General features: G+C 72.5%; 10 protein-coding genes. 7 read left to right on the top strand and 3 right to left on the bottom strand.

Annotated elements, in window-relative coordinates; all coding sequences use genetic code 11:
* Positions 1-97: 97 nt before the first annotated feature.
* The 5 genes from BN6_RS18920 (at position 98) to BN6_RS18900 (ending at position 8,776) form a co-directional block, all read left to right on the top strand.
* Entirely contained in the window at positions 98-4,948 is a 4,851-nt protein-coding gene (locus BN6_RS18920; RefSeq protein ID WP_051075644.1) for a type I polyketide synthase, read from the top strand.
* The gene (locus BN6_RS18915; RefSeq protein WP_015101310.1) at positions 4,945-5,607 is read left to right on the top strand and encodes an O-methyltransferase; all 663 of its coding nucleotides are present in this window, start codon (positions 4,945-4,947) and stop codon (positions 5,605-5,607) included. The genes BN6_RS18920 and BN6_RS18915 overlap by 4 nt, the downstream gene beginning before the upstream one ends.
* 28 nt (positions 5,608-5,635) lie before the next feature.
* On the top strand, positions 5,636-6,289 hold the full coding sequence (locus BN6_RS18910) for a DUF899 family protein (RefSeq protein WP_015101309.1): 654 nt from the start codon (positions 5,636-5,638) through the stop codon (positions 6,287-6,289).
* A 119-nt stretch (positions 6,290-6,408) separates the two neighbouring features.
* Positions 6,409-7,965: a 4-hydroxyphenylacetate 3-hydroxylase N-terminal domain-containing protein gene (locus BN6_RS18905; RefSeq protein ID WP_015101308.1), complete on the top strand. Its 1,557-nt coding sequence runs from the start codon at positions 6,409-6,411 to the stop codon at positions 7,963-7,965.
* 25 nt (positions 7,966-7,990) lie between these two features.
* Positions 7,991-8,776, top strand: a complete 786-nt coding sequence (locus BN6_RS18900; protein ID WP_015101307.1) for an alpha/beta fold hydrolase — start codon at positions 7,991-7,993, stop codon at positions 8,774-8,776.
* A 58-nt stretch (positions 8,777-8,834) separates the two neighbouring features.
* Here the strand turns inward: BN6_RS18900 and BN6_RS18895 are convergent, their stop codons facing one another.
* The gene (locus BN6_RS18895) at positions 8,835-9,581 is read right to left on the bottom strand and encodes a DUF899 domain-containing protein (protein ID WP_015101306.1); all 747 of its coding nucleotides are present in this window, start codon (positions 9,579-9,581) and stop codon (positions 8,835-8,837) included.
* A 173-nt stretch (positions 9,582-9,754) separates the two neighbouring features.
* Between BN6_RS18895 and BN6_RS18890 the strand changes: the two genes are divergently transcribed.
* Both BN6_RS18890 and BN6_RS18885 read left to right on the top strand, forming a co-directional pair.
* Positions 9,755-11,509, top strand: coding sequence for a non-ribosomal peptide synthetase (locus BN6_RS18890; protein ID WP_041313253.1), 1,755 nt, complete (start codon positions 9,755-9,757; stop codon positions 11,507-11,509).
* Positions 11,510-11,593: 84 nt separating this feature from the next.
* Positions 11,594-12,973, top strand: coding sequence for a condensation domain-containing protein (locus BN6_RS18885; RefSeq protein ID WP_015101304.1), 1,380 nt, complete (start codon positions 11,594-11,596; stop codon positions 12,971-12,973).
* A gap of 50 nt (positions 12,974-13,023) precedes the next feature.
* Here the strand turns inward: BN6_RS18885 and BN6_RS18880 are convergent, their stop codons facing one another.
* Both BN6_RS18880 and BN6_RS18875 read right to left on the bottom strand, forming a co-directional pair.
* On the bottom strand, positions 13,024-13,314 hold the full coding sequence (locus BN6_RS18880; protein ID WP_231905411.1) for a putative quinol monooxygenase: 291 nt from the start codon (positions 13,312-13,314) through the stop codon (positions 13,024-13,026).
* 187 nt (positions 13,315-13,501) lie between these two features.
* Complete coding sequence (locus tag BN6_RS18875; protein WP_015101302.1) at positions 13,502-15,046, bottom strand: MFS transporter; 1,545 nt, start codon at positions 15,044-15,046, stop codon at positions 13,502-13,504.
* Positions 15,047-15,222: the final 176 nt, after the last annotated feature.

The raw sequence follows: 15,222 nt of genomic DNA, 5'->3' as shown, positions 1-15,222 counted from the left end.
CGGGAGGAGCAGCCGCTGCGGACCAGTCGGTCCGGAGTGGACAGTGCCGTGCCCAGCGGCGGGCCGTGGTCCGGGCGGCGTGCGGCCGGGAGCGGACATGACCGAACCGATCGCGGTGGTCGGCGTCGGGTGCCGCTTCCCCGGCGGCGCGGACACGCCCGAGGCGTTCTGGGAACTCGTCCTCGCGGGCCGCGACACCTCCGGCCCGGCGCCCGCGCACCGGTGGGACTGGTACCGCGACCTGAGCCCGGCGCACGAGTCGGCGTTGCGGCGCACCACCGCGCGCGGCAGCTTCCTCGACGACGTGGCCGGGTTCGACGCGGCCTTCTTCGGCCTGTCCGGCCGCGAGGCCGAGCTGATGGACCCGCAGCAGCGCGTCCTGCTGGAGACGGCCTGGGAGGCGCTGGAGCACGCGGGCGTCCCGCCGCACTCGCTCGCGGGCACCGACACCGGCGTCTACGTGGGGTTCTGCACCGCCGACTACGGCCGCCGGCTGCTCGAAGACCTGCCCGGCATCGAGGCGTGGACCGGCATCGGCGCGGCGACGTGCGCACTGGCCGACCGGATCGCCCACGCGCTGGACCTGCACGGGCCCAGCCTGGCCGTGGACACCGCGTGCTCGGCGTCGCTGGTCTCGCTGCACCTGGCCTGCCAGGGCCTGCGGGCGGGCGACTGCTCGACCGCGCTGGCCGGCGGGGTCAACCTGGTCGTGTCGCCGGGCGAGACGCTGTCGCTGGACGCGGCGGGCGCGCTGTCCCCGGACGGCCGGAGCAAGCCGTTCGACGTCGACGCGGACGGCTACGGCCGCGGCGAGGGCTGCGGCGTCCTGGTGCTGCGCCGGCTGTCGGACGCGCTGCGCGCCGGTGACCGGGTGCTCGCGGTGGTCCGGGGCAGCGCGGTCAGCCAGGACGGCCGCACCGAGGGCATCATGGCCCCCTCCGGCCCGGCCCAGGAGCAGGTCATGCGTCGGGCCTGCGCGAACGCCGGGATCGACCCGGCGACCGTCGGGTTCGTCGAGGCGCACGGCACCGGCACGCGACTGGGCGACCCCGCCGAGGTCGCGGCGTTGAGCGCCGTCTACGGCCGCGACGAGCCGTGCCCGATCGGCTCGGTGAAGGGCAACATCGGCCACCTGGAAGGCGCGGCCGGCGTCGCGAGCGTGGTGAAGGCGGTGCTCGCGCTGGAGCGCGCGATCGTGCCGCCCGGGGTGGTCCGGCGGCTCAACCCGGACATTGCCTGGGGCGTCAACGGGTTGCGCGTGGCGACCGAGACCGAGCCGTGGTCCGGCGGGCCACGCCGCGCGGCGGTATCCGATCTGCCGCGCCGCGCGGCGGAGCCCGATCTGCCGCGCGGCGCGGCGGTATCCGACCAGCCGCGCCGCGCGGCGGTGTCCGGTTTCGGGTATGGCGGCGCGATCGCGCACGTCGTGCTGGAGCAGGCGCCCGACCGGGAACCGGTCCCGACCGGGCCGGACGTGCCCCGGCTCTACCCGTTGTCGGCGGCTTCGCCGGAGGCGCTGGCCGCTGCGGCGGGTCGGTTGGAACGGCGGCTGGCCGACGACGTGCCGCTGGCGTCGGTGGGACACACGCTGGCGCTGCGCCGGTCCCACCTGGCCCACCGGGCGGTCGTGCCCGCCACCGGCCGGGACGACCTGCGCGCGCGGCTGCGCGTGCTGGCCAACGGGCAGGCCGTGGACGGCGTGACGACCGGGCGTCCGGTGGGCGGCCTCGGGCCGGTGTTCGTGTTCTCCGGCCACGGGTCGCAGTGGTCCGGGATGGGCCGTGACCTGCTGGCGCACGAACCCGCGTTCGGCGCGGCGCTCGACGGGGTCGAAGAGGTGTACCGGCGGGAGATGGGGTTCTCGCCGCAGGAGGCGTTGCGGGACGGTGATCTCGGCGACGTCGCCCGCACCCAGGCGTTGATCTTCGCCGTGCAGCTCGGGCTCACCGCCGTCTGGCGGTCCTACGGCGTGACGCCGGCGGCGGTGATCGGGCACTCGGTGGGCGAGATCGCGGCGGCCGTCGCGGGCGGCGGGCTGGACCCGGTCGACGCCGCCCGCCTGGTCTGCCGCCGGTCGCTGCTGCTCCGGCGGGTCGCGGGCCGGGGTGCGATGGCGATGGTGGGGCTGCCCTCCGACGAGGTCGCCCGCCGGTTGGCCGGCCGCACCGACGTGGTCGTCGCGATCATCCCATCGCCTGCGTCCACGGTGGTGTCCGGCGAACCGGGGGCCGTGGCGGAGTTCACCGCGGGCTGCCGGGACGCCGTGGTGCGCGAGGTCGACTCGGACGTGGCCTTCCACAGCCCGCAGATGGAACCGCTGCTGGCGGACCTCAAGGCGGTGGAGGTCCTCGCCCGGGAGCCGACGATCCCGGTGTACCGCACGGCGCTGCGCGACCCCCGTTCCCGGCTGGCACCGGACGCGGACTACTGGGTGCGCAACCTGCGCGACCCGGTGCGGTTGAGCTCGGCCGTCGCGGCCGCCGCCGACGACGGGTATCGCGTGTTCCTGGAAATCTCGGCGCACCCGGTCGTCGCGCACTCGGTGACCGAGTGCCTGTCCGGGCTGGACGACCCGGCGGCCGTCGGCTGGACGCTGCGCCGCGACCGCCCCGACCACCGGGAGTTCCTCGCGGCGTTGGGCCAGGCGCACTGCCACGGCGTGGCGGTCGACTGGGCCCGGGTCCACCCGTCCGGCGACCTGGTGACGCTGCCGCCCGTCGCCTGGCAGCACCGGCCGCACTGGCGCACGCCCCAGCCCGTCACGGGCACGCGGGGGCACGACGTCGACGCGCACACGCTGCTGGGCGCACGGACTTCGGTCGCGGGCAGTGCCGTGACGACCTGGCGGACCTGGCTGGACGACGCCAACCGTCCCTACCCCGGCAGCCACACCGTGGGCGGCGCGGAGATCGTGCCGGCCGCGGTGCTGGCCCAGACCTTCCTCGACGCCTGCGACGGGCACTCCGTCGCCGATCTCGTGATGCGGCAACCGTTGCTGACCGCGCAACGCCGTGAGCTCCAAGTCGTCCGTGATGGGCGGCGCTTGCGGTTGGCTTCCCGGACCGACGCACCGGACGCGGACTGGGCCGTGCACGCCGAGGCCGACATCCCGACCGAGAGGCCGACGACATCGGTGCCCCGCAACGCGAACCTGGTACCGGTGGACACCGATCTCGTGCGACGCAGGCTCGACGCCGTCGGCGTGCCGTCGACCGGGTTCGACTGGACGATCGGGCACTTGGCGGCCGGCCGGGGGCGGATGCGGGCGGAGGTCCGGATGGCTCCGGGGTCGACGTGGGCCCCGGTGGTGGACGCGGTGATGACCATCGCGCCGGCGTCGTTCGAGGGCGAGCCCGAGCTGCGGATGGCGGTGCGCGCCGAACGTCTGGACGTGATCGGTGCGCCGCCGGAGGCGTTCGTCGTGGACGTGACGCCGGCCGGGCCGGACACGGTCGACGCGGTCGTGTCGGTGGACGGCGCGGTTGTCGCGGTCGCGTCCGGGTTGCGGTATCCGGTGATCGGGTGTGCGGGCCGATCGGTGCACCGGCGTGTGTGGCGTCCGGTGGAACTGACTGCTCCCCGTGACGAACACCGGGTGGTGGTCGTCGGACGGCCGGACGCGCTGCGCGACACTGTGACCGAAAGTTTGGCCTCCGCCGGAATCCCCTGGCACAGCGTGGAAGGGCCGACAGAATTCGGCCCGCTCGACGGGATCACGGACGTCGTGGTGGTTCCCGACCTGGCGACTGGGCACACGGTGCTGCTCGACGCCGCTGCGGCGGCCAAGGGCGTTGCCCGGGTCTGGTGCGTGACGGTGGGTGTGCGCGAATGCGCCGACGACGCCCGTCTGGCGCAGACTCCCTTGTGGGGCATAGCTCGCGCACTGCACGCGGACCAGCCCGTGACGATCCTGGACGTCGACCCGCGCCGTTCGTGGGCGTCGCTGCTGCCCTCGCTGCTGGGGACGGATCTTCCGGACCCCGTTGTCTCCCTTCGCGAAGGTTCCGCTGCCGCACCCCGGCTCGTGCCCGCGACGACCCGCACCCCCGTGCCGTGCCGACCGGACGGGACGTACCTGGTCACCGGAGGTCTGAGCGCGCTGGGACTGGCCGCGACCCGTGAACTCGTCGCCCGAGGTGCACGACGGATCGTCATGGTGGACAACGAAGTTCTCCCCCTCCGCGCGGAGTGGGACGACGTTTCGGATGCGGACGTGCGGCGGCGGATCGACGTCATCCGGTGGTGCGAGGAGCGCGGGGTCACCGTCCGGCTGACCGAAACCCTTGTCCCGCTTGACGACTTGCCGCCGGTGCGCGGGATCGTGCACGCGCAGGGTGCGGACGGGGACGTGCTGAGCCTGCACTCCCTTTACCCGCCCGGTAGTCTGGACTTCCTGGTCCTGTGCACGCCGGGGGCCGCGTTCCTCGGCGCGGGGCCGGTCGACGTGACCGTGGCCGGCGCGGAGCACGAGGGGCTCGCGGGTCTGCGCGCGGCCGACACCACCGTGCTGACGTGGGCCGGTGTGACCGCCGAGGAGGCGATCGCCGCCTGGGACGGGCCGGGGTTCACCGCCGTCGTGTCCGATGCGGACGCCATCCCTGAGTTCTTGCGCGAGAAGGCGATCGAAGAGGCACCGGACGACCACAGCGCCGAGGTCGTGCCGGAGCGGCTGTGGGAGCACGTGCGGCGTGAGGTCGGCGTGCAGGTCGCGGCCGAGATGAGACTCGCGGAGGACAGCCTCGACCACCGGCGGCCGTTGGTGGAGCAGGGGCTGGACTCGGTGATGGGCGTGCTGGTCCGGCGGCGGCTGGAGAAGAGGTTCGGGCACGACCTGCCGGCGGTCCTGCTGTGGCAGCGGCCGACCGTCACCGCCCTCGCCGACCACCTGGTGGGGCTGCTGGGCGCCGGCGGCCCGTCACGACCACGAGACCCCGGGCGGGACCGATGAAACTGGAACTGACCATGACGGAGGCGTTGCACGACTACGTCACCGCGATATCGCCGCCGGAACCCGAGCCGCTGCGCGCGGTGCGCGAGGAGGCGGGCTACCTCGGGGCCGGGATGATGCAGGTGCCGGCGCAGGAAGCCCGGTTCCTGGCCACCCTGGTCAAGGCCGTGGGTGCGCGCCGGACGCTGGAGGTCGGCGTGTTCACCGGCTACAGCCTGCTGGCCACGGTGCTCGCGCTGCCGCCGGACGGACAGGTCGTCGCGCTGGACCTCAGCGAGGAGTGGACATCGCTGGCGATGGCGCACTGCCGGCGCGCGGGCGTCGCGCACCAGGTCGACCTGCGCATCGGCGACGCCCGCGAGACGCTCGCCGCACTGGTCGCCGAACAGGGCGCGGCCGGGTCGTTCGACTTCGCGTTCATCGACGCGAACAAGGAGGGCTACGCCGACTACTTCGACGGCGCGCTGGCCCTGCTCCGGCCGGGCGGCGTGATCGTGGTGGACAACGTGCTGTGGCACGGCGCGGTGGCCGACCCCGACGCGACCGACTCCGAGACGGCGGCCGTGCGCGCCTTCAACGAGCGCGTGCGCAACGACAAGCGCATCGACTACGCCGTGCTGCCGCTGGCCGACGGGATGACCGTGGCGGTCAAGCGGTGAGCGCGGACCAGCCAGGAGAGGAGAGGGCATGACCTCGATCAAGTCGGTGACCCGCGAGGAGTGGGCCGCCGCGCGCAAGGAGCTCTACGACCGCGAGGCCGAGCTGATCCGGGTCCGGGACGAGGTGAGCGAGCACCGCCGCGCGCTGCCCGGCGTGCTGGTCGACCAGGACTACGTCTTCGCCTCGGAGCACGGCGAGCGCACGCTGCTCGACCTGTTCGACGGGCGGCGGCAGCTGATCGTCTACCACTACATGGTCCCGATGGAGACCGGCCGGTTCTGCACGTCCTGCGCGTTCTGGATCGACAACGTCGGGCACCTGGCGCATCTGTGGGCGCGCGACACCAGCTTCGTGGTCGACTGCCCGGTGCCGCTGGACGAGGGGCTGGCGTTCAAGGACCGGATGGGCTGGCAGGTCCCGTGGGTGTCGTCGCACGGCACCTCCTTCTACCAGGACCACTTCGTCGACTTCGCCGACGGCGAGCGGATCCAGCCCGGCGTGAGCGTGTACTTCCGGGACGACGACGACCGGATCCACCGGACCTACTCGACGTTGATCACCGGCGGCGAGATGTTGAACTCCACCTACCACTACCTCGACCTGACCCCGCTGGGCCGGCAGGAGGAGGGCCTGGGGTTCAAGCACGACTGGGTCCGCTACCACGACGACTACCACGCCTGAGTCCGACCGCCCGAGTCCGTTCGCCCGGGTCCGTTCGCCCGAGACCGTTCGCGCGGACCGGGTCGTCCGGGTTCGACCCGGGCCGCGACCGGGACCTGCCAGGGAAGGGATCGAGAGCTGTGGCCGAGCAACCAACGCGGGAGACCCGCCCGCTCACCGGCGAGGAGTACCTGGCCGGTCTGCGCGACGGCCGGGAGATCTACCTGTACGGGGACCGCGTCAAGGACGTCACCGAGCACGCGGCGTTCCGCAACCCCGCGCGGATGACCGCCCGGCTCTACGACGCCCTGCACGACCCGGCGGCGAAGGGCGTGCTGACCCGGCCCACCGACACCGGCAGCGACGGCTACACCCACCCGTTCTTCACCACCCCGCGCAGCGTGGACGACCTGGTCGCCGACCAGCGCGCCATCGCCGAGTGGGCCAGGATGAGCTACGGGTGGATGGGCCGCAGCCCGGACTACAAGGCCTCGTTCCTGGGAACGCTCGGCGCGAACGCCGACTTCTACGCGCCGTTCGAGGACAACGCCCGGCGCTGGTACCGGGAGTCGCAGGAGAAGGTGCTGTTCTGGAACCACGCGATCGTGCACCCGCCGGTGGACCGCGACCGGCCCGCCGACGAGGTGTCGGACGTGTTCGTCCACGTGGAGAAGGAGACCGACGCCGGGCTGGTGGTCAGCGGCGCGAAGGTGGTCGCGACCGGGTCGGCGCTGACCCACTACAACTTCGTCGCGCACTGGGGCCTGCCGATCAAGGACAAGCGGTTCGCGCTGGTGGCCACCGTGCCGATGAACGCGGCGGGCGTGAAGCTCATCTGCCGCACCTCCTACAGCGCCAACGCGGCGGTGACCGGGCGGCCGTTCGACTACCCGCTGTCCTCCCGGCTGGACGAGAACGACACGATCCTGGTGATGGACAAGGTGTTGATCCCCTGGGAGAACGTGTTCATCTACGGCAACATCGGCAAGGTCCAGGCGTTCACCGGGCAGTCGGGGTTCAACGAGCGCACCACGTTCCACGGCTGCGTCCGGCTGGCGGTCAAGCTGGAGTTCATCGCCGGGCTGCTGGCGCGGGCGCTGGAGATCACCGGGGCGCGGAACTTCCGCGGCATCGAGACCCGGCTGGGCGAGGTGCTGGCGTGGCGCAACCTGTTCTGGGGGCTGTCCGACGCGTCCGCGCGCAACCCGCTGCCGTGGCGCAACGGCGCGCTGCTGCCCAACCCGGACTACGGCATGGCCTACCGGTGGTTCATGCAGCTGGGCTACTCGCGGGTGCGCGAGATCGTCCTCCAGGACGTGGCCAGCGGGCTGATCTACGTCAACTCCAGCGCCGACGACTTCAAGAACGAGGACCTGCGGCCCTACCTCGATAAGTACCTGCGCGGCTCGAACGGGGTCGAGGCCGTGGACCGCGCCAAGGTGATGAAACTGCTGTGGGACACCGTCGGCACCGAGTTCGCCGGGCGGCACGAGCTCTACGAGCGCAACTACTCCGGCAACCACGAGAACGTGCGGATCGAGCTGCTCAACGCCCAGGTCTCGTCCGGGAAGCTGGCCGGCTACCAGGAGTTCGTCGAGCAGTGCCTGTCCGAGTACGACCTCGACGGCTGGACCGTGCCGGACCTGACCTCGGTCGCCGACCTCTCGCACATCCGCGACGACATGGCCACCGGCTGACCACACACCACACGGGAGTTGCCCAATGCACACTGTCACGTCAAAGGACGGGACGCCCATCAGCGTCGACCGGTTCGGCGAAGGGCCGCCGCTGGTCCTGATCGAAGGCGCGCTCAACGACCTGGCGACCACGGTGCCGTTGGGCACGCTGCTGTCCTCGCGGTTCACCGTGTTCGCCTACGACCGGCGCGGGCGCGGCGCGAGCGGCGACGTCCAGCCGTACTCGGTGGACCGCGAGATCGAGGACCTCGACGCGGTGCTCGCCGAGACCGGTGAGCCGCCGTACGTGTTCGGCAACTGCTCGGGCGGCGCGCTGGTGCTGGAGGCGGCGGCGCGGGGACGCGAGTTCGCCGCGCTGGCCCTGTACGAGCCGCCCTACTCGCTGCCCGAGGACCGCAGCCTGCCGGCGCGCTACTCGGCGCGGCTGGAGTCGTTCATCGCCGAGGGGCGGCGCGGCGACGCGCTGGAGCTGTTCATGAAGGGGTGCGCGGACCTCACCGACGAGGCCGTCACGCAGGTCCGGAGTTCGCCGATGTGGGCGGGGTTGGAGACCCTCGCGCCGACGTTGCGCTACGACGACGCGTTGATGGGCGACTGCTCGCTGCCGGTGGAGCGGCTGTCCAAGGTGCGCACGCCGACGCTGGTGATCGACGGCGGCGACAGCCTGCCGTGGGCGCGCAACGGGGTGCAGGCACTGGCGGACGTGCTGCCCAACGGGCGGCGGCACTCCATGCCGGGGCACACCCACCTGCTCGTGCCCGACGCCGTCGCTCCCCTGCTGGTCGACTTCTTCACCGGCACGCGCGTCTAGGCTTCCCGCCGGCGCACCGACGGGCCGGTCGCGTGCTCGCGACCGGCCCGGTTCGCTGTCAGGAACGGAAGTCCGGTGCGGCCGGGTGGGTCTGCGGCACCCGGCCGGTGGGCTCTTCCCAGTCCTCCTGGCGCCCCAACGCGGTCAGGTCGAGGTAGGCGTACGCGCCGAGGTTCATCTCCGTGCCGCGACCGTAGGCCGAGTAGGTGTGGAAGACGTCGCCGCCGGCACGCAGGAAGCAGCTCAGGCCGGGCTGCTCCGACGGCTGCTCGCCGACGAAGTAGTAGCCGGTGCCGTCCGCGCGGTGCTCGGGGATGGTCTTGTAGTTGTACTCGGCGGGCAGCACCGAATCGTCCATCGTCACGTGGAAGTCGTAGTTGAAATCGCTGCCGAACGACGAGTACCACGGGAAGTCCCAGCCCTTGCGCTCCTTGTAGGCCACCAACTTCGCCAGCGGCGCGCGGGAGACGTACACGAACGCCGTGTCACGGGACCGCAGGTGTCGCAGCCTGCCGGCGGACATGTCGTCGGCCCCGGCCGAGCAGCTGGAGCAGCCCTCGTCCCAGTCCGGGTTGAACATGAAGTGGCTGACGATGAGCTGGCGGCACCCGTCGAACAGGTCGGGCAGCGTCACCTTCCCCTCCGGCCCTTCGAACACGTACTCCTTGTCGACGCGCACCATCGGCAGCGCGCGCCGCTCGACGCTGAGCGCGTCACGGGCCTTGGTCAGCTCCTTCTCCTTGCGCAGCAACTCCTTGCGCGCGTCGACCCACTGCGCGCGGGACACCGCGGGTGGCAGCACCATCACGTCACCTCCATCGTTTCGATTTGTCGATTAGACCCGACATCGCCACGGAATTCGTCGCTACTCCGCGAATGCGCAGGTGGCGCACGCCGGGAGATGCCCGCCGCCGCGCGGTCCCGGGAAGGTGGTGGGCAGACGGCTACCCACCCGGTGACCCAGATTGGACCCCAGTCATGGACTCTGCTTCCATCCAGGCACGGTTCACCGCGCAGGCCGCCCGCACGCCGGACGCGCCCGCGCTGTCCCTGGCCGGTGTCAAGACCGGCTACCGGGACCTGGCCGAGCGCTCCGACCGGCTGGCCCGGCGACTGGTCGCGCTGGGCGCCGGACCGGAACGGCCGGTGGTGGTGCTGGTGGAACGCTCGCCGGAGCTGGTGGTGGCGACGCTGGCGGTGCTGAAGGCCGGTTCCTTCTACGTGCCGCTGCACCACGCCCACCCCGCGCACCGCCGGCAGCAGGTGGTCGACCGGTTCGACCGCCCGCTGCTGCTGGTGGACGGTCCGTCGTCGCGGGGCGGGGTGCCGGAGCGCTGTCGCGTCGTGCTGACAAACGACTCCGCCGACCCTGGTGACGTCGACTTTGGTGACGTCGAGCTGCCGGCGGGCGATCCGGATCGGGCCGCGTACGTGATGTTCACGTCGGGCTCGACCGGCGAGCCCAAGGGCGTCACGGTCACCCACCGGGGCGTGCTGGGCCTGGTGTCGGACCCGTTGTGGGACTCGGACGCGTACGAGCGGACGCTCATGGTGTCCCCGTACGCGTTCAGCATGTCGACCTTCGAGCTGTGGGTCCCGTTGCTGCACGGGCGGGAGATCGTGCTCTACCCCGGTGCCGACCTCGACCTGGCCGCGCTGGGCGAGGTGATCGCCCGGGAACGGGTCACCGCCGCGCACATCACCGCCGGGCTGTTCCGGGTGCTGGCCGAGGAGTCGCCGCGGCTGGTCGCCCCGCTGCGCGAGGTGATGACCGGCGGCGACGTCGTCTCGCCGTCGGCCGTGGCGCGGGTCTTGGACGCGTGTCCCGACCTCGTCGTGCGGGTGATGTACGGCGCGACCGAGACGAACCTGTTCGTCACCAACGCCCCGATCACCGCGCCCTACCAGCCGGAGGCGCGGGTGCCGATCGGGACACCGTTGCGGGACAAGCGGGTCCACCTGCTCGACGAGCAGCGGCGACCGGTCGCCGACGGCGCGGTGGGTGAGCTGTTCGTGGCCGGCGAGCTGGCCCGCGACTACCTGGGGCGACCGGGCCTGACCGCCGAGCGGTTCGGGCCGGACCCGTTCGCGGGCGACGGCGGCCGGCTCTACCGCACCGGCGACCTGGCGCGGTGCCGGCCGGACGGGCGGCTGGAACTGCTCGGCCGGGCGGACGACCAGCTCAAGGTGCGCGGGTTCCGGGTCGAGCCGGGCGAGGTGGAGGCGCTGCTGGCGGCGCACCCGGCCGTCCGGCACGCGGCGGTCGTGCCGCGCGCGGTGTCCGACGACAAGCAGCTCGTCGCCTACGTCGTGGCGGCCTCCGAAGTGACGCCCGCCGTGCTGCGCCGGCACGTGGCGGCCCAGGCGCCGGACTACCTGGTGCCCGCGGCGGTCGTGCTGCTGCCGGAGCTGCCCCTGAGCCCCAACGGGAAGCTGGACCGCGCCGCCCTGCCCGATCCGTCCACAGTGGAGCACGACGAGACGCCGGGCTCGGAGACCGAGGAGTACCTGCGGGCGGTGTTCGCCGAAACCCTCGACCTGCGGTCGGTCGGTCTTGACGACGACTTCTTCGACCTGTCCGGGCAGTCCATGCAGGCCATCCGGATGATCGCGCGCATCGAGCGCAAGACCGGGGTCTCGGTGACCATCGCGACCTTCTACGACAACCCCACGCCCGCGATGCTCGCCGAACAGATCGACAAGGAGCGCGCCACCGGCTCCCCCGTGTCGTGACACCCGCCGGCCGGCGACCCGACGGACGGCGACCCGGCTGGGCACCGATCGACAACACCGACCACCACAGGGAGGAGTGCCGGCATGAGTGCCTCGCCGGTCGAGCAGGAGACCACCGCGCCGCTGTCGTTCACGCAGGAGTTCCTGTGCATGTTCGGCACCGACGAGACCGCCGGGCCGTTCGGACCCCGGTACCACACGGTGCGCGGCTGGCGGGTGCGCGGACGGCTCGACGTCGACGTCCTGCGCGCCGCGCTGCTCGACGTCGTCGCCCGGCACGAGACCCTGCGCACGGTCATCGTCGCGGAAGGCGAGCCGCACCAGCGGATCCACGGCCCGACCGCGCCCGACGTGCGGGTGGACGAACTCGGCGACCTGCCCGCCGCGCAACGCCACGGCCGGGCCGAGGAGTTCCTCAACCGGCTGGAAGGCGAGGAACTGCCCGTCCGGCACCTGCCGCACCTGCGGGTCGTGCTCGGCCGGTTCGACGGCGAGGACTGGGTGGTCGGCCTGATCGCCCACCACGTGGCCATCGACGGGTGGTCGATGGAACTGCTCATGCGCGACCTGGTCGCGTGCTACCCCGCGCGGGCCGCGGGCCGGGAGCCCGACCTGCCGCCGGTTCCGCAGTACCGCAAGCACGCGGCGTGGCATCGCGCGCACCTCACGCCCGCCGTGCTGGCCGAGGCCACCGCCTACTGGCGCGCCAAGCTGACCGGCGCGCGGATGCTCGGGCTGCCGTCGGACCGGCCCCGGCTGCCGGACGCGAAGCGGGTCACCGCCGCGCACCGCTTCCACGTCGAACCGGACCTGGTGGCGCGGGCGCTCTCGTTCGCCCGGACGCACCGCGCGTCGGCGTTCATCGTCACGATGACCGCGCAGAACCTGCTGGCGCACCTGCTGACCGGGCGGACCGACATCGTCGTCCCGACCATCACCTTCGGCCGCAACCACCCCGACTACGAGCGGACGGTGGGACCGTTCTTCAACTTCGTGCCGCTGCGCACGGACCTCGCCGGGTGCGGAACGCTGCGCGACGTGTTCGACACGACCAGGCGGACGTGCCTGGAGGCGCAGAGCCACGAGGTGCCGTTCGCGTTCGTGCTCGGCGAGGCCCCGGACCTGATGGCGACCTTCGGCGACCCGGCCGTGTCGGTGTGCGCGTTCCAGGTCTTCCAGTACCCGGCGACCAACGTCGGCCGGATGGGCGGGCTCGACTACGGCGAGATCCGGCACCGCACCCGGTCGCACGAGGTCGGGTCGGACATCCCGGACGGGACCCTCGCGACGCTGGAGGTCGACCAGGAGGCGGGCGCGTTCGGCAACTTCCGCTACGACCGCGCGGAGTTCGACCCGGCCACGCTCGACCGGTGGGTCGGGTCGTTCCGCCGGCTGCTGCGGCTGGTCGTCACCGCTCCGGACACGCCGCTGGACGCCGCGCTGCGCGAGGCGCGGCAGGCGTGAGCACGGCGGTGCCCCCGGCCGGGTGGTCGGGGGCACCGCCGGGTCGCGGGTCAGGCGTCGAACGGCGGACCGGACTTGGCCACGTCGTGCTTGTACATCGAGCCGTCGTTGATCTGCACGTCGCACTTGGGCGGCGGCGCGACGGACCGCCAGTCGTCCAGCGTCTGCGGCGACTCCCAGTGCTCGAAGATGTTCACCCGGCCCGGGTCGAGGGGGTCCGGGGAGATGGACAGGTCGACGCAGCCGGGGGCCTTGCGGGACTCCTCCACGATGTGGCGGTGTCCGCGCAGGAATTCCTCCCGGTCGTCCGGGGCCATGGTCAGGTGTCCTGCGACGATCACTGTCAAGGCTGATTCCTCTCTGTTCCGGGAGGTGGGGCGACCACCTCACCGGGTCGTGCGCCGGAGGTCTCGCGTCCTGGCGGATCGCATTCGACCGTACCAGTGGCGACCACCTCGCACAGTTCACGCGGCTGCGGATTCAACCGCGCCATTCCTCGGTTTCCCGATTCCTTTCCGCTCGAAACGGTTATTCGGCCGGGCTGTCCGCGAGTTCGCGTTCGGACCGCTGTTCGGCGGACTTGCCGCGCAGGAACGCCAGGGCGACCGCGGCCAGCACGACGAAGGTCGCGCCGCCGACCGCCGCGCCGACGTGCAGCGCGCTCATGAACGCCTCGTGCGCGGCGCGGGACAGCTCCTCGGCGACGCCGCCGGACAGGTCCTGGGCGACCGCCGTGGCTCCGGCGAGGCTCTCCCCCGCCACCTCGCGGGCTTCGCCGGTCACGTCGGCGGGCACGGTCACCGCGCCTTGGTAGACGGCGGTGCCGATCGCGCCGAACGCCGCGATGCCCAGCGCCACGCCGAGCTGGTTGCTGGTCTCCGAGACCGACGCGGCGGCTCCGGCCTTCGCCGGCGGCACCGACCCGACCACCGCGTTCGTGCCCAGCGCGATCGCCGGGCCGGCACCGATGTAGAGGATCACGATGCCCGCGAGCAGCATCGGCAGCCCGGAGGACTCGCCGATCAGCATCAGCAGCACGAACCCGACCACCGAGACCAGCAGGCCGGCGGCGATGGCCACGCCGGGGCTGAGCTTCTGGCCGAGCTTCGGCCCGACCATGGTGCCGACCGCGATGGACAGGCCCACCGGCATCAGCCACAGGCCCGCCTCGGCCGGCGACAGCGTCTCCACCAGCTGCACGTACTGGCTGACCAGCAGGAAGATGCCGCCGAGCGTCGCGCCCGCGATGAGCAGGATGGTCAGCGCGGCGCTGAACGACCGGCTGGCGAACAGCCCGAGGTCGAGCAGCGGGTGCTCCAGCCGGCGCTGCCGCACGCCGAACAGCCAGCCGAACACCACGCCGACCACGACCGCGACCAGCGGCAGGACCTCCGGCCCCACCCGGGCGATCTCCTTGACGCCCCAGATCACCGGCAGGATCGCGGCCAGCGACAGCGCGACGCTGACCAGGTCGAGCTTGCCGGGGTCGGGGTTGCGGAACTCGGGCAGCAGGAACGGCCCGGCGACCAGCAGCACGGCCAGCACCGGCACCGCCATCAGGAACACCGCGCCCCACCCGAAGCCCTGGAGCAGCAGGCCGCCGACCACCGGGCCGAGCGCGCCGCCCGCCATCATGCAGCTGGCCCACATCGCGATGGCCGTGCCGCGCTGCTTCGCGTCGTGGAACATGTTGCTGATCAGCGCCAGCGTGGACGGCATCAGCGTCGCCCCGGTGACACCCATCAGCGCGCGGGTGGCGATCAGCATCTCCGCGCTGGTCGAGTAGGCCGCGACGACCGACGCCACGGCGAAGATCGCGGCTCCGATCAGCAGCAGCCGCCGCCGGCCGACCCGGTCACCGAGGTTGCCCATGGTGACCAGGAACCCGGCGAGCAGGAACGAGTAGATGTCCAGGATCCACAGCTGCTGGTTGGCGCTCGCGCCCAGGTCCGCGCTCAGGTGCGGCAGGGCCAGGTACAGGACGCTGATGTCCATCGACAGCAGCAGGGTGGGCATCGCGAGCACCGCTAAACCGGCCCACTCCCGGCGTCCTGCCCGGTTCGTGTCGTGCATGGGAGGTCCTCTCCGATTGGACGGGCATCGCCAGGTAGACGACGCCCGCGCCGAAAAGTCGTCGCCGGGCCGGCACCTTTTTCGGCGGCGGTCCGGTTTTGCCTGGTGACGGGCGGCAGTGGCGGTGCGTGTTCACCCGATGACACCCGGTCGGACTACGATCGGGGGCAGGCCAC

Source organism: Saccharothrix espanaensis DSM 44229 (assembly GCF_000328705.1).
GTDB classification, from domain to species: domain Bacteria; phylum Actinomycetota; class Actinomycetes; order Mycobacteriales; family Pseudonocardiaceae; genus Actinosynnema; species Actinosynnema espanaense.
The sequence above is the reverse complement of the archived record's forward strand: the minus strand, read 5'-3'. Positions and strand labels throughout refer to the sequence as shown.